Source organism: Streptomyces tibetensis, from assembly GCF_040647715.1.
Classification (GTDB): domain Bacteria; phylum Actinomycetota; class Actinomycetes; order Streptomycetales; family Streptomycetaceae; genus Streptomyces; species Streptomyces tibetensis_A.
Genome location: NZ_JBEZCR010000006.1, coordinates 343973 through 367303 on the forward strand (window position 1 = coordinate 343973; position 23331 = coordinate 367303).

A 23331-nucleotide genomic window follows, 5' to 3' on the forward strand; every position below is an offset into this window, starting at 1 on the left:
GGGAAATCCGTCGACCGCGGCCACCCACACGTAGGTTCTGGCCAGTAATCTCGGCGTTCATGGAGCAGAGGCATCTCGGCCGCACCGGCCTTCGTGTGTCCCGCATCGGGCTCGGCACCCTGACCTGGGGGCGGGACACCGACGAGCACGACGCCGCGGACCTGATGAAGACGTTCTGGGAAGCGGGCGGGACCCTCGTCGACACCGCGGACGTGTACGGGGACGGTGAGGCCGAGTACCTGCTCGGCAGGCTCATGGACGGGCTGGTGCCCCGCCGGGACCTGGTCATCTCCACCAAGGCCGGCAGCGTGCCGGACCCCGACCGCCGGTTCGACGGCTCCCGCGGTCATCTGCTCTCCGCGCTGGACGCCTCGCTCGCCCGGCTCGGCACGGACCACGTCGACCTGTGGCACGTGCACGCCTTCGACCCGGACACCCCGCTGGAGGAGACCCTCCAGGCCCTCGACCTGGCGGTCTCCAGCGGGCGTGCCCGGTACGCCGCCGTCTCCAACTTCTGCGGCTGGCAGCTGGCCAAGGCCGCGACCTGGCAGCTGGCGGCCCCCGGCATCCGGACCCGGCTGGCCGGTACGCAGCTGGAGTACTCCCTGTTGCAGCGCGGTGTGGAGCGGGAGGTGCTGCCGGCCGCGCTGGACCTGGGCATAGGACTGCTGCCCTCCTCGCCGCTCGGGCGCGGCGTGCTGACGGGCAAGTACCGGGGGGACACGGTGCCGCCGGACTCGCGGGGCGCCTCGGAGCACCTCGCGCCCTTCGTCGCGCCGTACCTGGACGACACGGCGAGCCGCATCGTGGACGCCGTGGCGACCGCGGCCGACGGGCTGGCGGTGACGCCGCTCCAGGTGGCCCTGGCGTGGGTGCGCGACCGGCCCGGCGTGGCCGCCCCGATCGTCGGGGCGCGCAACGCGCAGCAGCTCACGGCGGCATTGTCAGTGGAGACCCTTAGTCTTCCTGACGAGATCTGCCGGGCGCTCGACGATGTGTCGGTGCCCGTGCACCGCTATCCCGATCACGACTGGAGCACGCTGTGAGCACGGAGCCCGAGACCACGGAGAACGCCGAGCCGGGGACGCCGGGCGCCGAGGTCACACCGGCCGACGGTGCGGCCGGCGCCGAAGAGACCGATGCCGGGCAGGTGTCCGGTACCGGGGGCGGTGAGGCGGGTGCCGGGGAGATGACCGAGGCGGAGGGCGGCGACGTGGGCGTCGGGGCCGACACCGAGGGCGGTGACGCCGTTGCCGGGCCGGACGCCGAGGGCGGGGACCGGGACGCTGGGCAGGTGTCCGAGGCGGAGGGCGGTGACGCCGGTGTCGGGCAGGTGTCCGAGGCGGAGGCCGAGCTTCGGGCCCAGCAGGTCGAGCGGGAGCGTATCGAGCAGCGCAAGGCAGAGAAGAAGGCGCCGATCGAGAGCGGCACCAAGCTGAGCGGCAAGGCCGCCGATCTGCTCGCCGCCGTACGAGCCGTCGAGAGCGGTGAGAAGCCGACGGCCACGGTGTTCGAGGAAACCCGGTCCGCCCCCCGGCGCCCCGCCCCCGAGCCGGAGCGGCGGCCCCAGCCGGTGGCTCCAGAGCCCGTCGCCACGTCGGCGGCCCCCGCGCCGGAGACGGTGCGGGCCGTCCGGCAGGCGCTTGGCGAGGGCGGTGCGCCGGAAGCGCTCGCACCGCAGGTCGCCGCGGCCCTCGGCGAGGGTGCGGACGTACAACTGCGCGCCGATCCCTGGCAGTTGCTGCGGATCGCCGGCGTGCGTCCCGAGCAGGCCGACGGTTTCGCACGGGCCCTGCTCGGCGCCGAGTGCGGTCCGGACGACGAGCGGCGCGGCCGCGCCCTCACCGGCTGGCTGCTGGAGCAGGCGGCGCTGGCCGGGCACACCGCCCTGGAGATGCCCGCGCTCCTCGCGGCCCTGGCCCAGCGGGGTGTGCCGGATCCCGAGGGCGCGGTGCAGGGCGCGATCGCGGAGGGCGAGGCGCTGGTCTTCCAGGACGCCCTGGAGGAGGCCGGTACTCCGGCCCGGAGCGACGAGGACGGCGCGGAGGAGGACGAGGAGCGTCCGGTCCGTGTCCTGGTCGGGCTGGAGCGCTACGCGCTGGCGGAGGAGAGCCTCGCCGACGGCCTGGCCCGGCTGGTCAACTCGGTTCCCAAGCAGGACGGTTCGGCCGCGGACTGGGAGCGGGCCGCCGCCGCGGCCCGGGGGTCCACCGCGGAGCTGATCCGCGCGGTGGCCGGTCAGGGCCTGGTGCTGCACACCGGCGGGGAGGCGTCCCTGGCCGAGCCCGCGGCCCTGCTGAACGCCGCGCGCTCCCTCGGGCTGCGGGCCTGGGCGGCCACGCACGGCCCGATCGGCCGCGACCGTTTCGCGGCTCTGCTGCGGAGTGCAGGCGGGCCGGCGGGCGAAGCGGCCGACGCCTCCCTGCAGTCCGGTGCGGCCGCCGGGGACGTGCCCGGGGGCCCCGCGGCCGGCGCCCCGGGCATCGACGTCCCCGTCGCCACCGTCTCCGGACTGCTCGCCGGTCTCGAAGGGCCCGGCCGGGACGCGGACGGGGCTCTCGATCTCGATCTGCTCGTGGTGCTCGACGCACCTCAGCTGGACGTCGAGACGGCGGCTCTGCTGACCGAGTCGATGCCGGACGGGGCACGGCTGGTCCTGGCGGGGGATCCGGCGGTGCTGTGGTCCGTGGGGCCGGGCCGAGTGTTCGCGGACCTGCTCGCGGCGCGGATCTGCCCCCAGGTGGCGTCGCGACGGCCGGACCCCGGACCGTTGGGCGAGCTGGTCTCCGGTATCGGCGTCGGCGAGCTGAACAAGGTCGAGGCTCCTGGCAAGGAGCTGGTGATCGTGCCCGTGCGGGATGCGGGCGAGGCCGTGCACCGGGCGGTGCAGCTCGTCGTGGACTCGGTGCCACGGGCGATCGGCGTGCCGGCCGAGGAGACCCAGGTGATCACGCCGGGGCACGGCGGTGCCGTCGGGACGCGGGTGCTCAACGCCGCGCTGAAGGAGCGGCTCAATCCGGGCCCGGGCCGCTTCGGCGGCTTCGACCCCGGTGACCGGATCGTCCACTCCCCCGTGCCGGGGCGTGCGGTGCCCGGCCGGGTGGTGACGGCCGACGCCGACGGGCTGCATCTGTCGTGCGAGGGCGAGACCGTCGTCGTCCCGAAGGAGCGGGTGGAGCAGTCGGTGCGGCACGGGTGGGCGCTGACCGCTCACCAGGCCGTGGGGAGCCGGTGGCCCGCGGTGGTCGTGGTGCTGCCCGGCGATGCGGCGCAGGCGCTCAGCCGGCCGTGGGTGTACACGGCGTTCGGGCGGGCCGACCGGCATCTGTCCGTGGTGCACGGGGTGGAGCAGGCACTGCCCCGTGCCGTGGCCGAGGTTCCGGCGAAGCCGCGCACAACCCGGCTTCCGGTGCTGCTCGCACCCCAGGTCAGCGGTGCGTGAGGGGGGTGGTCAGAGGCCCGGCCTCTGACCACCCCCCCCGGTCTCCTACGGGTGCGCTCAGCGGCGGTCCGCGTCCAGCGGCTCCAGGTCCTCGTCCTCACCCAGGTCGCCGCCGAGCTCGTCCTCCAGACCGTCGCCGTCCTCGTCGTCGTCGATCTCGTCGTCGAAGACCGCGCTGACGTCGAAGCGGCAGACCACCTGCTGCGGGTCGACCTGCTCGAAGGGCGCCTCCAGCCACTCGCCGGGATCGGCCGGTTCGTCCGCCGCCGTCACCCAGAGCGTGGAGTCACCCTCCTCCAGCCCGAACTCCTTGTGCCGGGAGGCGATCTCGTCGGGCTCGAACTCGCCGAACAGCAGCCCGAGCGCGCCGTGCACCGTCCCGGAGGCCGGGGAGCCGTCGTCGCCCTCCGCTGCCTCGATCCGCTCGGCCTGAGCCAGCAGGCGCTGCGGTTCGGAGACGGCGTAGTCACGACGGATCAGTACGCTCAGCGCGTTGGGTTCCTCGGGGCCCGTGTACGGGGGCAGCGCGTCCTCCGCACCGGGGATCTCGAAGGGTGTGACCTCGTCATAGCGGTCGTAGAGCAGTTCGTCGTACACCTCTGCGGCCGCGGCCAGCTGGTTGAACGCCTCGAACACGGCCGGGTCGTCCTCCCCCGACCTGCGTTCGACCGCGGCCAGGTGGCGGTCGAGCGCGGTCTTGACCGCCTCGGCGGCGGCGCGTACCTCGGCAGCGGTGGGCTGCGCAGCATCAGACATAGTGCAGACGCTATCCGTAGCGGGGCCCAGCCCGCACAATAGATGCGATGCCGGAATACGAATTTGTCGACGTGTACGTGCCGCGCGGGGTCTCCCGCAAGGAGACGGCGCGTCTGCTGACGGACCACGCGGAGTACGGACATTGGGAGTTGTACCGCCTGAGCCTGCTGCGTGACGGCAGCCGCAGGGTGCGGTTGCGCCGGCGGATCATCCGCCAGGTGCGGGCCACGTGGTGAGCGAGGACGGGGCACGGGAACGAGGCACATGACGGAACGGGCCCCGCGTCTGCGGGGCCCGTTCCGTTTGCCGGGCGTCAGGCCGAGGCGCGCGCCTTGCGGTAGAGGACCGCTCCCGCGAGCAGCGCGCCCGCGCCGGCCGGCAGGACCAGGCCGAGCGGCAGGTCGCTGCCGGTGCTCGCGAGCTGGGACTCGCCGTGGGGCTGGGTGATGAACCGGCCGCCCGGCTTGTCGCCGTGCGAGGAGCCGCCCGGGTTCTCACCGCTCGTGGAGGGCGGGGTGTGCGGAGTGTGCGGAGTGCCCGGGTTACCGGGGTTGCCCGGGTTACCGGGGTTACCGGGGTTGCCCGGGTTACCGGGGTTGCCCGGGTTACCGGGGTTTCCAGGATTCCCCGGGTTGCCGGGGTTGCCCGGCTGACCCGGCTTTCCGTGGCCGCCGCCACCGTTCGAGCAGTCGTTGCCCATGCTGGGGTTGGCGACGCCGATGACGTCGACACTGTTGCCGCAGACGTTCACCGGCACGTGGACCGGCGCCTGGACGTGGTTGCCGGAACCCACGCCGGGCGAGTCGGTGGCGTGCCCGCCGGCGTGGGACCCGCCGTGGCCGCCGTGGCCGCCGTGGCCGCCCGATGACGATCCACCGCCCTTGTTGGCGCACGAGTTGCCGACCGACGGGTTGAGCACACCGACGACGTCGACCGTGTTCCCGCACACGTTGACCGGCGCGTAGACCGGCGCCTGCACCGAGTTGCCGGAGAGCACACCGGGCGAGCCCGACGCGGAACCCTGGGCGCCCGAGTCGGCGTGCGCGGCGCCGCCCGCGGCGGCGATCACGCCGGTCGCGGCCGCCACGGTCATCAGACCCTTGCGGGTGACCTGTCGCATTTACTGAATACCTGCCTTCGACCCTGTCTCGAATTCTTCTCGAATTCCGCGAAAGAAGCGTTCGGTCCCGGAGCGCATGGCACGCGCTCCGGGACCGATGGCTTTGACTCCCCTCAGCGAGGGGGAAGCATCACTTGTTGATGCAGGTGTTGCCGAAGGCGGGGTTCAGCAGCCCGATCACGGAGACCGTGTTGCCACAGACGTTCACCGGGACGTGAACGGGCACCTGGACAACGTTGCCGGACAGGACGCCCGGGGAGTGCACGGCGGCACCCTGAGCACCCGAGTCGGCGACGGCCAGGCCCGCGCCCGCGAGAACCAGCCCACCGGTGGCAGCCGCAGCAGCGACGACCTTCTTGATCATTATTCCTCCTAGTTGGCAAAGCGACCCATCTTGCGATCGCATTACCTGTAACGAGGAGGGAGTAATGAGGCTACGAGCTTATGGTCGCATTCACTCTTCCCAGTCGATTTCGTACGCGCGACCGAATATCGGCTATCGGTGTTTCGCCAGGGTGGTTCAGGACAGGTCGATGAAGCGGTCGAGCACCCGCACGCCGAACTGCAGACCCTCCACCGGCACCCGCTCGTCCACGCCGTGGAACATGCCGGCGAAGTCCAGCTCCGGCGGCAGCTTCAGCGGCACGAACCCGAAGCCCCGGATGCCCAGGTCGTCGAAGGACTTGGCGTCGGTTCCGCCGGAGAGCATGTAGGGGATCGCCTTGGCGGTCGGGTCCTCGGCCAGCAGCGCGGACTGCATCGCCCCCACGAGCGCCCCGTCGAAGGTGGTCTCGACGGCCTTGTCGGCGTGGACGTCCTCGCGGCGCACGTTCGGGCCGAGGATGCGGTCCAGGTCGGCGAGGAACTCCTCCTCGTGGCCCGGCAGGAACCGACCGTCGACGTGGGCGGTCGCCTCGCCCGGGATGACGTTGACCTTGTAACCGGCGCCGAGCTGCGTCGGGTTGGCCGTGTTGCTCAGAGTCGCGCCGATGAACTTGGCGATGCCGCCGAGCCTGACGAGGGTCGACTCCATGTCCTCCGGGTCGAGTTCCATGCCGAGCGCGTCGCCGAGCTCGTCGAGGAAGGCCCGGGTGGTCTTGGTGACCCGCACCGGGAACTTGTGCCGCCCGAGCCGCGCGACGGCCTCCGACAGTTCGGTGATCGCGTTGTCCCGGTGGACCATCGATCCGTGCCCGGCGGTGCCGGCCACGGTGAGCTTCATCCAGTGCATGCCCTTCTCGGCCGTCTGGATCATGTAGAGCCGCCGCTGCTCGCTGACGGTGAACGAGAACCCGCCCACCTCGCTGATCGCCTCGGTGACGCCCTCGAACAGCTCGGGGTGCTTGCGCACGAGGTGTTTGGCTCCGTAGGTGCCACCCGCCTCCTCGTCGGCGAGGAACGCGAGGACGATGTCGCGCGGGGGCTTGCGCCCGCTGCGCAGCCGGTCGCGGACGACCGCGAGGGTCATCGCGTCCATGTCCTTCATGTCGACGGCCCCGCGGCCCCACACGCAGCCGTCGGCGACCTCGCCGGAGAAGGGGTGATGGGTCCAGTCGTCGGCGTTGGCCGGGACGACGTCGGTGTGGCCGTGGATGAGGAGGGCGGGCCGGGAGGGGTCCTCGCCCTCGATCCGGGCCACCGTGGAGGCGCGGCCCGGGTGGGACTCGAAGATCTGCGGTTCGAGTCCGACCTCGGCGAGCTTCTCGGCGACGTACTCGGCCGCCTTGCGCTCGCCCGGACCCGAGTGGTCGCCGTAGTTGCTGGTGTCGATCTGGATCAGCTCGCGGCAGAGGTCCACGACCTCGTCCTCGCCGGTGACGCTCCTGGCCGTGTCCGTCTCGCTCACGTGCTTCCTCCCGGTGTCACTGCTGGTGGGTCCCCCTCATCCTCTCTCTCCCCGGCCCGCACCCCAAGAGCGCTCCCGGCCCGTCACACGCCGTTCACGCCCCACCGGGGTGCGGACGGGGGGTGATCGGCCACCCCGGAAAGCCTGGTAATGTTTACGTCGTCGCCGCGGGGAGAACCCACGCGACAGACACCTTGTCCGGGTGGCGGAATGGCAGACGCGCTAGCTTGAGGTGCTAGTGCCCTTTATCGGGCGTGGGGGTTCAAGTCCCCCCTCGGACACATGAGGCTGAGGGCCGTGACCGCGAGGTCACGGCCCTCAGGCGTTTCCGCGGAAAGGTGACCATGACCAGGCGTTCCTGCCCGTGCGGGCTCCCCGAGGCCTACGAGGTCTGCTGCGGCCGGTTCCACTCCGGGGCCGCAGCCGCGCCGACCGCCGAGGCGTTGATGCGGTCGCGGTACTGCGCCTTCGTGAAGGGGGACGCGGCCTACCTGCTGCGGACCTGGCATCCGCGGACGCGGCCCGGGACGCTGGAGCTGGATCCGGGCATGCGGTGGACCGGGCTGGAGATCCTGGGCGCGAGCGGTGGTTCGGCGTTCCACACCACCGGGACCGTGGAGTTCCGGGCGTCGTACCGGGGCGGGTCGCTGCACGAGCGGAGCCGGTTCGAGCGGGTCGACGGGGCCTGGGTGTACGTCGACGGGGAGTTCCCGGCGTAACGGCGACTACGACGGCTACGGCGACTACGACGGCTACGACGGCTACGACGGGACGACGGAGAGTGAGAGTGACGGCGTCACGGGGCTACGGCGCCAGGATGTCGAGTTCCTGGAGGGCGCCGACCGTGATCTCGCGGGTCAGTTGCTCCGCGCGGGCGGCGTCGCCCGCGCGGACCGCCTCGGCGACCTGTACGTGCAGGGTGACGGCGGCCGGGTCGGGGTCCTCGAACATCACGTCGTGCTGGGTGCGGCCGGTCAGGACCTCGGCGACGACGTCGCCGAGGCGGGCGAACATCTCGTTGCCGGAGGCCTCCAGGACGACGCGGTGGAACGCGACGTCGTGCAGGAGGTAGCCCTCCAGCTTGTGGCCGCGTGAGTGGGCGACCATGCCGAGGGCGCACTCGGTGAGTTCGGCGCACTGCTCGGCCGTGGCGTGCCGGGCGGCGAGGCCGGCCGCGACCGGTTCGACGGCCGAACGCAGCACCGTGAGGGACCGCAGCTGCCGGGGCCGGTCCGCACCGGCCAGGCGCCAGCGGATGACCTGCGGGTCATAGACGTTCCACTCGGACCTCGGGCGGACCGTCACGCCGACGCGGCGGCGGGACTCGACCAGGTACATGGACTCCAGGACGCGGACCGCCTCCCGCATCACGGAGCGCGACACGTCGAAACGCTGGGCGAGCTCGTCGGTGCGCAGGACGCTGCCCGGCGGGTACTCACCCGCCGTGATCTCGGGGCCGAGGGTGTCCAGTACATGGCCGTGCAGCCCCCGGCCCGGTGTGCTCATGCACTCAGCGTACGGGGTAGATCACGGAGACAAAAAGTCAGACTTATTGATGACGGGCCCTTGAATTCGTCGTACCTAATGGGTTTCAGTTGCGTCGACATCACGTGTCGACCTCGGACAGCAGACAGTGAGGCAGCGATGAACACCCCCCACGTCGTCGTGGTCATGGGCGTAGCGGGCACCGGCAAGACCACCATCGGTCCCCTGCTCGCAGCCCGGACCGGCGTTCCCTACGCCGAGGGCGACGACTTCCACCCCGAGGCCAACATCGCCAAGATGTCGGCCGGCACTCCGCTCACCGACGAGGACCGTCTGCCGTGGCTCGACGCCATCGGCGCGTGGGCGCAGGGGCGGGCCGGGCTCGGCGGGGTGGTCAGCTGCTCGGCGCTGAAGCGGTCGTACCGCGACCGGCTGCGGGCCGTCGCACCCGGTGTGGTCTTCGTGCACCTCGCCGGTGACCGCGCGCTGATCGAGGACCGGATGTCGCACCGGCAGGGGCACTTCATGCCCACGGCGCTGCTCGACTCCCAGTTCGCCACGCTCCAGCCACTGGAGGCGGACGAGGCGGGGGTCGAGGTGAACGTCTCGGGCAGCCCGGAGGAGATCACCCGGCGGGCCGTGCTCGCCCTGGAGGACCTCCCCGAACCCGTCCAGTAGCCCCTGGCGGCCGCTTCCCCTCCCCTACTCCCCCCAACGCAAGGGAACCCACCCCGTGACCAGACTCAGCGTCGAGATGCTGGCAGCGGACGCACCCGAGCCGATCACCTCGGCCGGCCACGCTCAGCTGGGCATCGCCGTCCTGGCGGGCATCGCCGTCATCGTCCTGCTCATCACCAAGTTCAAGCTGCACGCCTTCCTGTCCCTGACCATCGGGTCGCTGGCGCTCGGCGCGATCGCCGGGGCGCCGCTGGACAAGGTGCTCACCAGCTTCAGCGCCGGCCTCGGCACCACGGTCGCCGGCGTCGGTGTGCTGATCGCCCTCGGAGCGATCCTGGGCAAGATGCTCGCCGACTCCGGAGGCGCCGACCAGATCGTCGACACCATTCTCGAGAAGGCCGGCGGGCGGTCGATGCCGTGGGCGATGGTGCTGATCGCCTCCGTGATCGGACTGCCGCTGTTCTTCGAGGTCGGCATCGTGCTGCTGATCCCGGTCGTGCTGATGGTCGCCAAGCGCGGCAACTACTCGCTGATGCGCATCGGCATCCCGGCGCTCGCGGGCCTGTCCGTGATGCACGGCCTGGTGCCGCCGCACCCCGGTCCGCTGGTCGCGATCGACGCCGTCGGGGCCGACCTCGGTGTGACGCTGGCGCTCGGTGTCCTGGTCGCCATACCCACCGTGATCATCGCCGGCCCGGTGTTCTCCAAGTACGCGGCCCGCTGGGTCGACGTCCAGGCCCCCGAGAAGATGATCCCGCAGCGCCCCTCCGAGGAGCTCGACAAGCGCCCCGGCTTCGGTGCCACGCTCTTCACCGTGCTGCTTCCCGTGCTCCTCATGCTCGCCAAGGCGCTGGTCGACATCGCCGTGGACGACCCCGGGAACCCGGTGCAGCGCGTCTTCGACGTCATCGGCGCCCCGATGATCGCCCTGCTCGCCTCGGTGCTGGTCGGCATCTTCACACTGCTGCGGCCCGCCGGGTTCTCCAAGGAGCGGATCTCGCCGCTCGTGGAGAAGGGCCTCATGCCGATCGCGGGCATCCTGCTGATCGTCGGCGCCGGCGGTGGCTTCAAGCAGACGCTGATCGACACCGGTGTGGGCCAGATGGTCCTGGACATCTCCAAGGACTGGGCCATCCCCGCGCTGCTGCTGGCCTGGCTGATCGCGGTGGTGATCCGCCTGGCGACGGGCTCGGCGACGGTGGCGACGGTCTCGGCGGCCGGTCTGGTCGCCCCGCTCGCGGCCGACATGTCGACCACGCACGCCGCCCTGCTCGTCCTCGCCATCGGCGCCGGCTCGCTCTTCTTCAGTCATGTCAACGACGCCGGATTCTGGATGGTGAAGGAGTACTTCGGGCTGAGCGTCGGCCAGAACATCAAGACCTGGTCCGTGATGGAGACGATCATCTCGGTGGTCGCCGGCGGTCTGGTCCTGCTGTTGTCCCTCGTGATCTAGGAGTACGGCGATGACGGCTCACTCCCTCTTCGACATCGGCGGCCGTACGGCCCTGGTCACCGGCTCCAGCCGGGGCATCGGACTCGCCCTCGCGCGCGGTCTGGCGGAGGCCGGCTGCACGGTCGTGCTGAACGGACGCGACGAGGACCGGCTCGCCGAGGCCGCCGCCGGGCTGCCCGGCGACCGGGTGCACACGGCCGCGTTCGACGTGACCGACGGGTCATCGGTGGCCTCGGGGGTCGCCGAGGTCGAGGAGCGGGTGGGCCCGCTCGACATCCTCGTCAACAACGCGGGCATGCAACTGCGGGCCCCGCTGCTGGAGTTCGGGGAGTCCGACTGGCACCGGATCCTGGACACCAACCTGACCAGTGCCTTCCTGGTCGGCCGTGAGGCGGCGCGCCGGATGACGGGACGCGGCCACGGGAAGATCATCAACATCTGCTCGCTGCAGAGCGAGGTGGTACGGCCCGGGATCGCGCCGTACGCGGCCACCAAGGGCGCGCTGAAGATGCTCACCAAGGGCATGTGCGCGGACTGGGGACCGTACGGGGTCCAGGTCAACGGCCTGGGCCCGGGCTACATCGAGACCGAGCTGACCCGGCCGCTGGTGGAGGACGAGGAGTTCAGCTCCTGGGTGCGGCGGCGCACCCCGGCCGGGCGCTGGGGGCGTACGCAGGACCTGGTGGGCGGGGTGCTGTTCCTCGCCTCCCCCGCGTCGGACTTCGTCAGCGGGCAGGTGCTGTATGTCGACGGCGGTATGACGAGCGTGCTGTGACCTGCCGGGAGGCATCCATGCTGGGTTGTGTGATCCACGGTCAGGGCGATCTGCGGGTGGCCGAGCTGCCGGTGCCGCAGCCCGGGCCGGGGCAGGCGCTGATCGCCGTGCGGTACGGCGGGGTGTGCGGGTCCGATCTGCACTACTGGCGGCACGGCGGCGTCGGTGACTTCCGGCTGCGGGAGCCGATGGTGCTCGGGCACGAGGTCGTCGGGACGGTGGTGGAGTACGGGCCCGGCGGTGCCGGTCCGGCTCCGGGCAGCGCGGTCGCCGTGCATCCGGCCACTCCGTGCGGGGTGTGCCCGGAGTGCGCGGCGGGGCGGCGCAACGTCTGCCGCGACACCCGGTACCTCGGGAGTGCGGCGCGGTTTCCCCATGTGCAGGGGGGTTTCGCGGGGCAGGTGGTCGTGCCCTCCGGGCAGGTGCGGGCGCTGCCCGGCGGGCTGGAGCTGCGGCGGGCGGCGCTGGCCGAGCCGTTGGCGGTCGCTCTGCACGCGGTACGGCGGGCGGGAGCGGTGGCGGGGCGGCACGTGCTGGTGACGGGCGCCGGGCCCATCGGGTGTCTGGTGGTCGCGGCGGCGAAGGCGGCCGGGGCCGCGCACGTGACGGTCTCGGATCTGCTTCCCGAGGCGTTGGAGTACGGGCGGATCGCCGGGGCGGGGACGGTCGTACGGGCGGATGATCCCGATGACCGTGGATGGCCGGGCGAGGTCGACGTGGCCGTCGAGGCGTCCGGGGTGGCCGCGGGGCTGGACGCGTGTGTGCGGAGGGTGCGGCGGGGTGGGGTCGTGGTGCAGCTGGGGATGTTGCCGGCGGGGCACAGTCCGTTCGCCGGGAACCTGGTGGTGAGCCGGGAGATCGAGCTGCGGGGGGCGTTTCGCTTCGACGGTGAGTTCGATGAGGCGTTGGCGTTGCTGGGCGGGGAGTCGGCGTTCGACGGGCTGATCAGTGCGGTGGTTCCCGTGGGGGAGGCCGAGTCGGCTTTTGCCCTGGCGGCTGATCGGAGTCGGTCGTGCAAGGTGCTGTTGGATTTCGCGGCTTCGTCGTAGGGGCGTGCGTCGGTGGGCGGGTGCGGGTGGGTTGTGGTTGTTCGCGCAGTTCCCCACGCCCCTGGGGGCAACGGGTCTACTGGCGCCACAGAGGGTGCTCCCGGTCTGCCCACTCTCTGCTCACCCTGCCCGTGCGCATGCCCCTCCTGGACTCCGGGTCCGCCAGGGCCATGCCGATGTGGCCGGCCAGGACGATGCCGATGGTGAGGGCCAGCCAGTCGTGGACGAACGTGGCGCTGGTGCGCCAGAGCAGGGGGGTGAGGTGGGTGAACCACATCAGCAGGCCCGTGGCGAGCATGACCAGGGTGGCGCCGGCGATCCAGGCGGCGTAGAGCTTCTGCCCGGCGTTGAACTTGGCCGCCGGGCGGGACGCGGTGCGTTTGTCGCGGTGCAGGGCGGCGCGCAGCCAGGTGCGGTCGTGCGGGCCGAAGCGGTTGAGGCGGCCGAGGTCGGCACGGAAGGCGCGGGAGGCCAGCGCGGCCAGGACGGGGACGGGCAGGGCGAGACCGGCCCACTCGTGCAGCGTGACGACCAGGGCGCGGCGGCCGACGAGTTCGGCGAGCTGGGGGATGTAGAGGCAGGCCGCCGTGACGACGCAGACACCCATCAGCGCGGCGGTGGTGCGGTGGGTCCAGCGCTGCAGCGCGGTGAAGCGGCGTACGCGGGCGGTGTCCGGGGGTGTGTCAGCTCGTAGGATCATCGTCGCGTCCGTTCGAGCGGCCCACCCAGGCGTCGACGTCGTAGCCGCGCTCCTCCCAGTAGCCCGGCCGGACCTCGTCGGTGACGGTGATGCCGGAGAGCCACTTGGCGGACTTGTAGAAGTACATGGGCGCCACGTAGAGGCGAACCGGGCCGCCGTGGGAGTGGCCGAGGTCCTTGTCCTGCATGCGCAGGGCGACCAGGACGTCCGCGCGGCGGGCCTGGTCGAGGGTGAGGCTCTCGGTGTACGTGCCGTCGAAGCAGGTGAAGCGGAGGGCCTTGGCCGTGGGGCGGAGTCGGGCCGCGTCCAGAAGCCTGGACAGGCGTACGCCCTCGAAGGGGGTGTCGGGGACGCGCCAGCCCGTGACGCACTGGACGTCGCGGACCATGCGGGTCTGGGGCAGGGCCCTCAGCTCGTCGAGGGTGTAGGTCGCGGGGCGGTCGACCAGGCCGTCCACGGTGAGGCGGTAGCTGCCGGCGTTCTTGCGCGGGACGGACGAGGCGACCGAGTAGTAGCGGAAGCCGCCGCCGTTGGGGAGCAGGCCGGTCAGCCCGGTGGGGTCCTTGTCGGCCGCGCCGCCGAGGAAGCGCTCCAGGCCGCGTTGCAGCGGGGGCGCGGCGACCACGCCCGCGGCCCCCAGGGCGAGGGTGCCGAGGAAGACGCGGCGGCCGATCGGGGTGCCCCGTTCTTCGGGGTGTTCGCCGCTCACACCCTGGGGTACGTCCTCGTTCACGTACTCATTCGAACACCCGCGGCCCCGGTATGACAGGGAGCGCGGGTGCTCGTCAGACTTCCGTAACCACTTCTTACGGGAGCCTCCTCAGGAGGAGGCGGCCTTGTCCAACTGGAACGCCTCGTTGCCGAGGCCGATCCGGCCGTGCTTCTCGGGGGCCCGGGCGCGCAGCACCAGGCCGAGGGCCACACCGGCCAGTGCGGCCAGGCCGATGATGCCGGGCAGCACCCAGCTCAGTGAGGAGTCGGGGCCGGCGCCGACGAGCACCTCGAAGTCCTTCACCGTGTAGCCGGCGATGACCAGCAGGGCGATGCCCGCCAGCGTGGACGTGACCAGCCGCCAGGCCTGGGCACCGGCGGCGCCGCGGCGAACGAAGAAGACGACGACCGACAGGGACGCCGCCGCCATCAGCACGATCACGCCGAGGGCGCCGACGTTGCCGAACCAGGTGAACAGTTGCAGGACGGGCGCGGTCGGGTCGCCGACCGGCTTGTCGTCGGCGAGGGCGAAGGCGGCCACGACCACCACGGCCACGACGGTCTGGAGCAGCGAGCCGGTGCCGGGGGCGCCGCTGCTGCCGCTGGTGCGGCCGAAGGCGGCGGGCAGCAGGCCCTCGCGGCCCATGGCGAAGGCGTAGCGGGCGACGACGTTGTGGAAACTGAGCATCGCGGCGAACATGCCGGTGACGAACAGGACGTGCAGGACGTCGGTGAAGGTGCCGCCGAGTCGGGATTCGGTGAGGAAGAACAGCAGCCCGGCGCTCTGCTTCTGGGCGGTTCCGACGATGGCGGCGGGGCCGGTGGCGACGGTGAGGGCCCAGCTGCTGAGGGCGAAGAAGACGGCTACGCCGCCGACGGCGAGGAACATCACGCGCGGCACCAGGACGTGCGGGCGGCTGGTCTCCTCGGCGTACACGGGGGCCTGTTCGAAGCCGAGGAACGCGGCGATGCAGAAGCACAGCGCGGTGCCGACACCGGCTCCGGTGAGGGTGTCGGGGTTGAAGGCGTGCAGCGACAGACCCTCCTTCCCGGGGTCGGCGAGGGCGGCCACGTCGAAGACGACGACGAGGAGCACCTCGATGACCAGCAGCACACCGAGCACGCGGGCGTTGACGTCGATCTTGAGCCAGCCCAGCAGCCCGACGGCGAGCGCGGCCACGAGCGCCGGTATCCACCAGGCGATCTGCAGGTCGGCGTAGGTGGCGAGGAGCCCGGAGACCTCGAAGCCGAAGATGCCGTAGATGCCGACCTGGAGCGCGTTGTAGGCGACGAGGGCCACCAGGGCGGCACTCGCGCCCGCGGTGGCACCGAGGCCCCGGCGGATGTAGGCGTAGAAGGCGCCCGCGTTGTGCACGTGGCGGCTCATCTCGGCGTATCCGACGCTGAACAGGATCAGGACGACGCCGAGGACGACGAAGAGCAGCGGCTGGCCGACGATGCCCATCACCGCGAATGTGGTGGGCATGACACCCGCGACGACCATGAGCGGGGCGGTCGCCGCGAGGACGGAGAGCAGCAGTCCCCCGGTGCCGAGCCGGTCGGCGCGCAGGGCGCGCTCCTGCCCCTTGAACGTACTGATGCCGCCGGGGGCGGAGGTGGTGGTGTCCGGACTGTCCGTGGTCATCGGGGTGGCGTCCTCACTCTTCGGGTCGGGGGGGTGTCAGGCCGTGCCGAGCGCGGCGGCGCGGGCGGCGGCGAAAGCGGTGTGCGGGTCGCGGTCGGGGTAGGACCAGGGAGCCGGTGTGGCGTGCCGGCCGATCCGGTGGAAGAGGGCGGCGGCCTCGGCACCCCGCCCCTCGCAGAACTTGGCGTGAGCGAGGAAGTTCAGGTCGATCAGCCGTCGCGGGTGCCCCTCCAGCTCCCATTCCAGCCACCAGTCGAAGGCGGCCTTCATGACCTGCCGGGCACGGCGGCCCGTCCAGTGACCCGAGGCGGCCGGGTCGGCGGGTTCGTGTCCGGCACCGGCCAGCACCCGGTAGCGCTCGGCGTGCGCGATGACCGGCAGGATCGCGAGCGGTGAGTCGGCGGGTGCCTGTTCGGCGGCCCAGTTGGCGAAGTCGTAGACCTCGTGCAGCGGGTCCGGGCCGGCCTCGGTGCGGCGGGAGGCGAGCCGGGCGACCATCAGATGGTGGGCGTGGTGGTGGTCGGTGTACCGGCCGCGGACCGCCTCGAAGCTGCGGACGGCGTCCTCGTCGCCGCCGAGCGCGCACTCCAGCATGAGCAGGCCCAGCCAGGGGGTGGGGTCGGCGGGAATCCGGGCCGCGGCGGCCCGGCACGCCTCACGGGCCCGGTCGGGTTTGGTCTTGCCCTGCAGGGCGCGCCGGACCTGGGCGAGGGCGAGCAGCACGGAGGCGTCGGCGGACTCGGGTTCGGCGAGGAGCCACTCCCGGGCCCACGCGGCGCAGGAGGACTCCCGGGCGAGGACGGTGACGCGGTGGCCGCGCCGGTCCCAGTCGTCCCCGGTGCGCACGAGCAGGGAGCGGGCGTTCTGCCAGCGGCCCTGCGCCAGTGCGGCGCGCGCGGCCACGAGATCGGCGTCGTCGAGGGCCTCGTCGAAGGCCTGCGCCACACGTCTGCGGCCACGGCCGAGGGGAGGCGGGGGTGGGGACACCGCGGGACTTCCTCACGCGCTCTTCTGGTGTTTCGGCTCACGGCGGCAGAAGGAGCGCGTATGTGCGCATCGCCATGAGCTGATCACGCACAGCAAACCCCCAGCCAATGGTCGGCGTCAAGGGCCGCCAGGGCGTTACACGCGTCAACTGCCGTTACTCGTGAGCGTTTTGTGACCATGGAGGCCAGAGAGGCAGCGGTGATCCGCATCCGATATTCCCGTTACGTCCTATGTGACGTACGTCATAGCGTGGACTACCGCCGCCCCGGACGATGGCAGGACGTACGGGCGCGCCGGGTGGAGCCGGCCGGTACAGTCGGCCCCTACGCAACCGTGACCCGACCTGACGATCGAGGTACACCGCGTGTCGGTTCTAGTCCTGGCGCTCGCCCTGGGTGCCGCCTGCTGTCTCGGCTTCGGCTTCGTCCTCCAGCAGAACGCGGCCCAGCGGGCCCCGCTGAGCGATTTCCTCTCCTTCCGGCTGCTGCTCGACCTCGTGAAGGTGCCCCGCTGGCTCGGCGGCATCGCGCTGATGGTGGCCGGCATGGGCCTGGGCGCCGCCGCGCTGGGGCAGGGTGAGCTGTCCCTGGTGGAACCGCTGCTGGCGACGAACCTCCTCTTCGCACTGGCGCTCTCCCGCAGACAGAGTCGGCAGCCGCTGGGCCGCCAGGGCTGGGCGGGCCTCTTCCTGCTGGCCGGCGGGGTGACCGCGTTCATCGTGGCGGGCCGTCCGGAGGGCGGTGCGGCGACGGCCGATCCGGTGCGGCAGTGGCTGATCATCGGGGTCATGATCGGGCTCGCCCTGCTGCTGACGACGCGGGGCAAGCGGTCCCGGCTGAGCTCGGGCCCGGTGCTGCTGGCCCTGGCCGCCGGGCTGCTGTACGGCGTGCAGGACGCGCTGACCCGGGTCAGCGGGCAGAAGGTCACCGACGGCGGCCTCGCCGAGCTGCTCACCGGCTGGGAGCCGTACGCGGTGCTCGCGCTCGGGGTCACGGGGCTGATCCTCGTGCAGAGCGCGTTCGAGACCGCGTCCCTGCGCAAGTCGCTGCCCGCCCTGACCGCGGCCCAGCCGCTCGCCGGGATCGTCTGCGGCGTCGGCTTCCTGGGCGACCGGCTGCGCACCGACGCGGTGGCCCTGAGCTGGGAGGCCGGTGGCCTGCTGGCCGTCGTCGCCGGGATCGTCCTGCTGGGCATGCACCCGGCGATGCCGCACGGGGCACCGCAACGAGCCCGTGTGCACACACCCGCGGTGAGCCCGGCCTCACCCTGAGGGGCCCCGGCCGCGCGGATTCGTACCGACCCGGCCCGTGAGGGCTCCCCCCGACCGGCCTTCGCCCCGTGAGGCTCCCCCTCCCGGTCCACCCCCACCCGGAAGCCGTCTCGCCGGGAACGGCCCCGTCCCACCGGCCTTCCCTGCCCTGCTTGGATGAGGGCATGAGCGCTGCTGACGAGATCCTCGACATCGTCGACGAGAACGACCGGGTCATCGGGCAGTCCCCGCGCGGCGAGGCCTACGCCCTGGGGTTGCGTCACCGTTGCGTCTTCGTCCTCGCCCGGGACGCCGAGGGCCGGATCTTCGTGCACCGGCGCACCCCGACCAAGCTGGTCTTCCCCTCCCTGCACGACATGTTCGTCGGCGGAGTCGTCGGCGCCGGTGAGTCCTACGACGCGGCGGCCCTGCGGGAGGCCGAGGAGGAACTCGGCGTGACCGGCCTGCCGCAGCCGCGGCACCTCTTCACGTTCCTGTACGACAACGGCTCCGGCCGGAGCTGGTGGTCGGCGGTCTACGAGGTCCGCTGCACACTCCCGGTACACCCCCAGGCCGAGGAGGTGGCCTGGCACGACTTCCTGCCCGAGGTCGAGGTCGAGCGACGCCTGGCCGACTGGGAGTGGGTGCCGGACGGGCTCGCGGCGTACGAGCGGCTCAAGGCGTTCCGGACGGCCGGCTGAAGAGGGCCCGGCGGAGGTCCCGGGTAGGGTCGCTCACGTGATCGAGTTCGTACGGAACGTCCGGTTGTGGTTCGCGCCCGCAGAGGTCAGGGAGGACGGCGAGACGCCCGACTACCGGTTCTCACTGGCCAACGAACGCACGTTCCTCGCCTGGCTGCGCACCGCGCTCGCACTGATCGGCGGCGGTTTCGCCGTGGACCAGTTCCTGCCGGACCTGCGCTGGGGATGGCGGGTCGGGCTCGCGCTCGCGCTGCTGGCCGCGGGCGTGCTGTGCTCCCTTCGGGCGGTCAACCACTGGGTGCGCTGCGAGCGGGCCATGCGCCGCGGCGAGGACCTGCCGGTGTCCCGGTTCCCGGCGCTGCTGAGCCTGGTCGTCGCGGTCGTGGCCGTCGCCATGGTCGTCGTGGTGCTGGTGGGGTGGGAGGGATGAGTGGGACAGCCGCCCGGCAGCGGGACCCCGACCGAGACCCCGGACTCCAGCCCGAGCGGACCCGGCTCGCGTGGCGGCGCACGACGCTGTCGGGCACGGTGGTCGCCGTGCTCGCGGTGAAGACCGTGCTGCACGGCGGTGCCTCTGCCACCGGGGTCGTCGCCTGCGCCATGTGCTGTGTGCTCTGGCTGGGCTTCCTGAGGGTCGCGCACCGGCGTATCCGCACTCTCGCGACCACCCCGAGCCCTGCGGCGTTCGCACCCCGGCACGCGGCGGCCGCGGTGCTCTGCACGGTGGCCATGGCCCTGTGCGGAGCCGCCCTCGTGCTCTAGCCCGAGCCGCTCAGGCGCCTCCCCTCGCGCTCTGGCCAGAGCCGCTCAGGCGCCTCCCCCTCGTGCTCCGGCCCGAGCCGCTCAGGCGCCTCCCCTCGCACTCAGGGCCGAACCGCTCAGGCACCTGCCCCACCCCTGCGGGCCGAGCCGCTCAGGCTTCCTCGCCCTCGCTCTCCCAGTCCACCGTCACGACGATCTTGCCGCGGGTGCGGCCCTCCTGGTTCAGCCGGTGCGCGTCGGCGGCCCGCTCCAGGGGGAACGTCTCGTCGACGTGCACGCTGACCACGCCCTGCTCCGCCAGGTCGGCCACGCGCTGGAGGTCCTCGGCGTCGGGGCGGACGAAGTAGTAGCGGCCGCCGTAGGTCACGACGTCGTTGTCGGCGATCGACGCCAGGCGGCCCTCGGGCGCCAGCAGGTTCGCCGACACCTTCAGAGCGTCTGAGCCGACGGTGTCGAACACCGCGTCCACGCCCTCCGGGGCCAGTCCGCGCACCCGCTCGCCCAGGCCCTCGCCGTACACCACCGGCTCCCCGCCCAGGCCCCGCACGAAATCGTGGTTGGACTCGCTCGCCGTACCGACCACCCGGGCGCCGAGGTGGACGCCGAGCTGGACGGCGATCGAGCCGACGCCGCCGGCCGCGGCATGCACGAGCACGGTCTCGCCCCGCTTCACCTGGAGCACCTTGACCAGCATCTGGTAGGCGGTGAGCCCGGCCAGCGGCAGCCCGGCCGCCTCCTCGAAGGAGAGGTTGCGCGGCTTGCGCGCGAGGGTGCGCAGGGGCGCGGCCACGTACTCGGCGAAGGTGCCGCGGGAGAGGAAGTCCTCGCGCACGTACCCGATGACCTCGTCCCCGACGTCGAACTCCGAGACGGCCACACCGGGCCGTACGACGACGCCCGAGACGTCCCAGCCGGGCACCACGGGGAAGACGGGGGCGAGGATGCCGTCGAGGTACCCCTCGCGGCATTTCCAGTCAACGGGGTTCACGGCCGCCGCCCGCACCTTGACCAGCACGGCGTCGGGGCCGACCTTCGGGTCGCGCACCTCCCCGAACGCCAGCACCTCGGGACCGCCGTACCGTGAGTAGCTGATGGCCTTCATGGCTCTGACCTTCCGGGCTCGTCGCGGGGCACGCAAGCCGGATGGCCTGAACGAACCGGCCGAAACCTCCCCGGGCGCCTCGCGGGAGGTGTCACCGGCCTATCGTGGCTCCGATCACGTTTCGGTCCCGCTCTGGACGACATACCGACCGGTCGGCATCATGAGTCGGGAACTGTTCACCTGCCCGTAGGAGCGACGCATGAGCCCCGACCATCCGCCCGGACTGGATCTCGAACGGTTGCGCGACCTGCTCGACCGCGAGCGGCCCGGCCTGGTGAACGGCCCGCTGTCCGGCCGGCTGATCGAGGGCGGACGGTCGAACCTCACCTACGCGGTCTCCGACGGCGCCTCCCGCTGGGTCGTCAGACGGCCCCCGCTCGGTCACGTCCTGGCCACCGCGCACGACATGAAGCGCGAGCACCGGGTGATCAGCGCGCTGCACCCGACCGCCGTGCCGGTGCCGCGGCCGGTGCTGCTGTGCGAGGACGAGGAGGTGCTCGGTTCGCCGTTCTACGTCATGGAGTTCGTCGACGGCACCCCTTACCGCACCGCCGACCAGCTCGCCCCGATCGGCGCGGAGCGGACCCGGGGCGCGGTGCTGAACCTCGTCGACACGCTGGTGGAGCTGCACGCGGTCGACCCGGGCGAGGTGGGCCTGGCGGACTTCGGCCGGCCCGAGGGCTTCCTGGACCGGCAGCTGCGGCGCTGGGGCAAGCAGCTGGACGCCTCCCGCAACCGGGACCTGGACGGCATCGACGAGCTGCACGCCGCCCTCGGTCGCGAGCTGCCCCACTCCCCCGCCCCGGCCGTGGTGCACGGCGACTACCGGCTCGACAACGTCCTCATCGGCGAGGACGACCAGATCAAGGCGATCCTCGACTGGGAGATGTCGACGCTGGGCGACCCGCTCACCGACCTCGGCCTGCTGGTCATGTACAGCATGCCGCTGGCCATGCCCGACTCCCCGGTCTCCACCACCGCCGAGGCCCCCGGGCATCCGGCACCGTCGGAGCTCATCGAGCGGTACGCCGCGCGCTCGGGGCGCGACGTCTCCGCGGTCTCCTGGTACACGGCGTTCGCCTGGTTCAAGCTCGCCGTGATCCTCGAGGGCATCCACTACCGCTACACGCTGGGCCAGACGGTCGGACGCGGCTTCGACCGCATCGGCGACCTCGTCCCCGTCTTCGTCCGGCACGGACTGACCACGCTCCACGAAGGCCTCCAGGAGGGCTGATCCACATGGACTTCGCTTATGACGCGCGCACCGAAGAGCTGCGCGCCAAGCTCCTCGCCTTCATGGACGAGTACGTCTATCCCGCCGAGGCGGTCGCTCACGAGCAGCGCGAGCGGCTCGCCTCCCCGTGGGAGACCGTGCCCGTGGTGGAGGAGCTGAAGGCCGAGGCCCGCAGGCAGGGCCTGTGGAACCTCTTCCTGCCGGACTCCGAGTACGGGGCCGGGCTCACCAACCTCCAGTACGCGCCGCTCGCCGAGATCATGGGCCGCTCCCCGCAGCTGGCGCCGACGGTGACGAACTGTGCGGCGCCCGACACCGGGAACATGGAGGTGCTCACCCAGTTCGGCGACGAGCAGCAGCAAAAGCAGTGGCTGGAGCCGCTGCTGGCCGGCGAGATCCGCTCGGCGTTCGCGATGACCGAGCCGGACGTGGCCTCCTCGGACGCCACCAACATCACCACGCACATCGAGCGCGACGGCGACGAGTACGTCATCACCGGCCGCAAGTGGTACATCTCCGGGGCGATGCACCCCGACTGCAAGATCTTCATCGTGATGGGCAAGACCGACCCGGACGGGGAGGACATCCGCCGCCAGCAGTCGATGGTGCTGGTGCCGCGCGACACCCCGGGCGTCACCGTCAAGCGGGCCATGCAGGTGTTCGGGTACGAGGACCACTACCACGGCGGTCACGCCGAAGTGATCTTCGACCACGCGCGCGTGCCGGCGTCGAACCTGGTCGGCGAGGAGGGCGGTGGCTTCGCCATCGCGCAGGCCCGGCTCGGTCCCGGGCGGATCCACCACTGCATGCGGCTGATCGGCATGGCCGAGCGGGCGATCGAGCTGATGTGCCGGCGGGCCGTGTCCCGGAACGCGTTCGGCAAGTCGCTGGCGCAGCAGGGCGTGGTGCACAACTGGATCGCGGACGCGCGGGTGACGGTGGAGCAGCTGCGGCTGCTGGTGTTGAAGACCGCGTGGCTGATGGACACGGTGGGCAACCGCGGTGCGCACACCGAGATCCAGTCCATCAAGATCGCCACGCCCCGGGCCGTGGTGGACATCCTGGACCGGGCGATCCAGTTGCACGGTGCCGGTGGGGTGAGCCAGGACTTCCCGCTGGCGGAGCTGTACGCGGGGGCGCGGACGCTGATGATCGCGGACGGTCCGGACGAGGTGCATCAGCGGTCGCTGGCGCGGCGGGAGCTGAAGCGGTACGTGTGACGGCCGTGTGCGGCGGGGCCCGCCCCCGCCGCATCGCCCGTCGCTCATGGGCCGAGAGCCGCGCGGGGTTGTGGGGTGTGAAACGTCGCACGGTCTCGTGAACGGCCGTCTGGGTAGGGCGGCCGTTTCGCGGGGTTTGCCGCCCCCGGCTCGCTCTGCAACGCGGCCCGGGCGAGTCCGGGTGGTTGCACCACACACCCGGACTGCGTGACTGTGCACGAGACAGTCCTCGTCCGTCTTCGCAGGGTGAGGTGTGGGTCACGCGTAGGGGCCCAGGTGGACGGCGTCGCCTTCCACCTGGGCGACGTCGGCCCGGCGCTGCGGCGCCTGCTCGAACTCACCGGCACCTACGAGTATCTGACGACTCCCCAGCGGTCCGAGCCGCCCGCGGAGAGCCGCCGGGGCCGCTCCTGAAA

At 72.0% G+C, this 23331-nt stretch carries 25 protein-coding genes and 1 tRNA gene; 16 read left to right on the forward strand and 10 right to left on the reverse strand.

The genetic code is table 11. The features are described from left to right. Window positions 1-59 precede the first annotated feature (59 nt). Both AB0B29_RS18680 and AB0B29_RS18685 read left to right on the forward strand, forming a co-directional pair. Window positions 60-1046 carry an aldo/keto reductase gene (locus tag AB0B29_RS18680; protein ID WP_362240675.1) on the forward strand — a complete coding sequence of 329 codons (987 nt, stop codon included), beginning with the start codon at window positions 60-62 and terminating at the stop codon, window positions 1044-1046. Further along, window positions 1043-3442 carry a helix-hairpin-helix domain-containing protein gene (locus tag AB0B29_RS18685; RefSeq protein WP_362240678.1) on the forward strand — a complete coding sequence of 800 codons (2400 nt, stop codon included), beginning with the start codon at window positions 1043-1045 and terminating at the stop codon, window positions 3440-3442. Before AB0B29_RS18680 ends, AB0B29_RS18685 begins: the two co-directional genes overlap by 4 nt. A gap of 57 nt (window positions 3443-3499) precedes the next feature. Here the strand turns inward: AB0B29_RS18685 and AB0B29_RS18690 are convergent, their stop codons facing one another. Then, window positions 3500-4198 (reverse strand): hypothetical protein, encoded by a 699-nt coding sequence (locus tag AB0B29_RS18690; protein WP_362240680.1) that lies wholly within the window; start codon window positions 4196-4198, stop codon window positions 3500-3502. A 47-nt stretch (window positions 4199-4245) separates the two neighbouring features. Here AB0B29_RS18690 and AB0B29_RS18695 point away from each other — a divergent pair, with 47 nt between their 5' ends. Next, window positions 4246-4434: a DUF5703 family protein gene (locus AB0B29_RS18695; RefSeq protein ID WP_030244084.1), complete on the forward strand. Its 189-nt coding sequence runs from the start codon at window positions 4246-4248 to the stop codon at window positions 4432-4434. A 77-nt stretch (window positions 4435-4511) separates the two neighbouring features. On the opposite strand, the gene AB0B29_RS18700 is transcribed toward AB0B29_RS18695, so the two are convergent. The 3 genes from AB0B29_RS18700 to AB0B29_RS18710 form a co-directional block, all read right to left on the reverse strand. Continuing rightward, window positions 4512-5318, reverse strand: coding sequence for a chaplin (locus AB0B29_RS18700; RefSeq protein ID WP_362240684.1), 807 nt, complete (start codon window positions 5316-5318; stop codon window positions 4512-4514). 130 nt (window positions 5319-5448) lie between these two features. Further along, window positions 5449-5682, reverse strand: coding sequence for a chaplin ChpH (gene chpH / locus AB0B29_RS18705; protein WP_030608446.1), 234 nt, complete (start codon window positions 5680-5682; stop codon window positions 5449-5451). Between the two features lie 156 nt (window positions 5683-5838). After that, complete coding sequence (locus AB0B29_RS18710; protein WP_362240687.1) at window positions 5839-7164, reverse strand: M20/M25/M40 family metallo-hydrolase; 1326 nt, start codon at window positions 7162-7164, stop codon at window positions 5839-5841. 196 nt (window positions 7165-7360) lie between these two features. Between AB0B29_RS18710 and AB0B29_RS18715 the strand changes: the two genes are divergently transcribed. Together AB0B29_RS18715 and AB0B29_RS18720 are read left to right on the forward strand one after the other, a co-directional pair. Continuing rightward, window positions 7361-7445: transfer RNA gene (locus AB0B29_RS18715), tRNA-Leu, on the forward strand. Between the two features lie 63 nt (window positions 7446-7508). Continuing rightward, a complete protein-coding gene (locus AB0B29_RS18720; protein ID WP_362240690.1) occupies window positions 7509-7883 on the forward strand; it encodes a YchJ family protein in 375 nt (124 codons plus the stop codon). An 85-nt stretch (window positions 7884-7968) separates the two neighbouring features. On the opposite strand, the gene AB0B29_RS18725 is transcribed toward AB0B29_RS18720, so the two are convergent. Next, window positions 7969-8670, reverse strand: a complete 702-nt coding sequence (locus AB0B29_RS18725; protein WP_362240692.1) for a FadR/GntR family transcriptional regulator — start codon at window positions 8668-8670, stop codon at window positions 7969-7971. 138 nt (window positions 8671-8808) lie between these two features. Between AB0B29_RS18725 and AB0B29_RS18730 the strand changes: the two genes are divergently transcribed. From AB0B29_RS18730 to AB0B29_RS18745, 4 genes are read left to right on the forward strand one after another with little or no spacing between them, the layout of a single operon-like run. Continuing rightward, a complete protein-coding gene (locus tag AB0B29_RS18730) occupies window positions 8809-9327 on the forward strand; it encodes a gluconokinase (RefSeq protein ID WP_362240697.1) in 519 nt (172 codons plus the stop codon). A gap of 55 nt (window positions 9328-9382) precedes the next feature. After that, window positions 9383-10780 carry a GntT/GntP/DsdX family permease gene (locus tag AB0B29_RS18735; protein ID WP_362240699.1) on the forward strand — a complete coding sequence of 466 codons (1398 nt, stop codon included), beginning with the start codon at window positions 9383-9385 and terminating at the stop codon, window positions 10778-10780. Between the two features lie 10 nt (window positions 10781-10790). Continuing rightward, on the forward strand, window positions 10791-11555 hold the full coding sequence (locus AB0B29_RS18740; protein ID WP_362240701.1) for an SDR family oxidoreductase: 765 nt from the start codon (window positions 10791-10793) through the stop codon (window positions 11553-11555). Between the two features lie 17 nt (window positions 11556-11572). Beyond that, a complete protein-coding gene (locus AB0B29_RS18745; protein ID WP_362240704.1) occupies window positions 11573-12604 on the forward strand; it encodes an L-idonate 5-dehydrogenase in 1032 nt (343 codons plus the stop codon). A 76-nt stretch (window positions 12605-12680) separates the two neighbouring features. Here AB0B29_RS18745 and AB0B29_RS18750 read toward each other — a convergent pair whose 3' ends face one another. The 4 genes from AB0B29_RS18750 to AB0B29_RS18765 form a co-directional block, all read right to left on the reverse strand. Continuing rightward, complete coding sequence (locus AB0B29_RS18750; RefSeq protein ID WP_362240707.1) at window positions 12681-13304, reverse strand: cytochrome b/b6 domain-containing protein; 624 nt, start codon at window positions 13302-13304, stop codon at window positions 12681-12683. Next, complete coding sequence (locus AB0B29_RS18755; RefSeq protein ID WP_436845856.1) at window positions 13288-14037, reverse strand: molybdopterin-dependent oxidoreductase; 750 nt, start codon at window positions 14035-14037, stop codon at window positions 13288-13290. The genes AB0B29_RS18750 and AB0B29_RS18755 overlap by 17 nt, the downstream gene beginning before the upstream one ends. Before the next feature lie 87 nt (window positions 14038-14124). Beyond that, window positions 14125-15660 carry an APC family permease gene (locus AB0B29_RS18760; RefSeq protein ID WP_362240709.1) on the reverse strand — a complete coding sequence of 512 codons (1536 nt, stop codon included), beginning with the start codon at window positions 15658-15660 and terminating at the stop codon, window positions 14125-14127. A gap of 36 nt (window positions 15661-15696) precedes the next feature. Beyond that, the gene (locus AB0B29_RS18765; RefSeq protein ID WP_362240712.1) at window positions 15697-16647 is read right to left on the reverse strand and encodes a hypothetical protein; all 951 of its coding nucleotides are present in this window, start codon (window positions 16645-16647) and stop codon (window positions 15697-15699) included. Window positions 16648-17011: 364 nt separating this feature from the next. On the opposite strand from AB0B29_RS18765, the gene AB0B29_RS18770 reads away from it, so the two are divergent. From AB0B29_RS18770 to AB0B29_RS18785, 4 genes are all read left to right on the forward strand, one after another. Next, on the forward strand, window positions 17012-17917 hold the full coding sequence (locus tag AB0B29_RS18770; protein WP_362240715.1) for a DMT family transporter: 906 nt from the start codon (window positions 17012-17014) through the stop codon (window positions 17915-17917). 164 nt (window positions 17918-18081) lie between these two features. Then, window positions 18082-18597, forward strand: coding sequence for an NUDIX hydrolase (locus AB0B29_RS18775; protein WP_362240718.1), 516 nt, complete (start codon window positions 18082-18084; stop codon window positions 18595-18597). A 37-nt stretch (window positions 18598-18634) separates the two neighbouring features. Further along, on the forward strand, window positions 18635-19027 hold the full coding sequence (locus AB0B29_RS18780) for a YidH family protein (protein WP_104778612.1): 393 nt from the start codon (window positions 18635-18637) through the stop codon (window positions 19025-19027). Next, entirely contained in the window at window positions 19024-19359 is a 336-nt protein-coding gene (locus tag AB0B29_RS18785; RefSeq protein ID WP_362240721.1) for a DUF202 domain-containing protein, read from the forward strand. The genes AB0B29_RS18780 and AB0B29_RS18785 overlap by 4 nt, the downstream gene beginning before the upstream one ends. Before the next feature lie 151 nt (window positions 19360-19510). On the opposite strand, the gene AB0B29_RS18790 is transcribed toward AB0B29_RS18785, so the two are convergent. Further along, on the reverse strand, window positions 19511-20461 hold the full coding sequence (locus AB0B29_RS18790; protein WP_362240724.1) for an NADP-dependent oxidoreductase: 951 nt from the start codon (window positions 20459-20461) through the stop codon (window positions 19511-19513). A gap of 199 nt (window positions 20462-20660) precedes the next feature. Here AB0B29_RS18790 and AB0B29_RS18795 point away from each other — a divergent pair, with 199 nt between their 5' ends. The 3 genes from AB0B29_RS18795 (at window position 20661) to AB0B29_RS18805 (ending at window position 23329) form a co-directional block, all read left to right on the forward strand. Further along, window positions 20661-21695, forward strand: a complete 1035-nt coding sequence (locus AB0B29_RS18795) for a phosphotransferase family protein (RefSeq protein ID WP_362240726.1) — start codon at window positions 20661-20663, stop codon at window positions 21693-21695. Between the two features lie 5 nt (window positions 21696-21700). Then, window positions 21701-22915 carry an acyl-CoA dehydrogenase gene (locus AB0B29_RS18800; protein ID WP_362240728.1) on the forward strand — a complete coding sequence of 405 codons (1215 nt, stop codon included), beginning with the start codon at window positions 21701-21703 and terminating at the stop codon, window positions 22913-22915. A 276-nt stretch (window positions 22916-23191) separates the two neighbouring features. Beyond that, window positions 23192-23329, forward strand: a complete 138-nt coding sequence (locus AB0B29_RS18805; protein WP_362240731.1) for a hypothetical protein — start codon at window positions 23192-23194, stop codon at window positions 23327-23329. The last annotated feature ends 2 nt before the right edge of the window (window positions 23330-23331 follow it).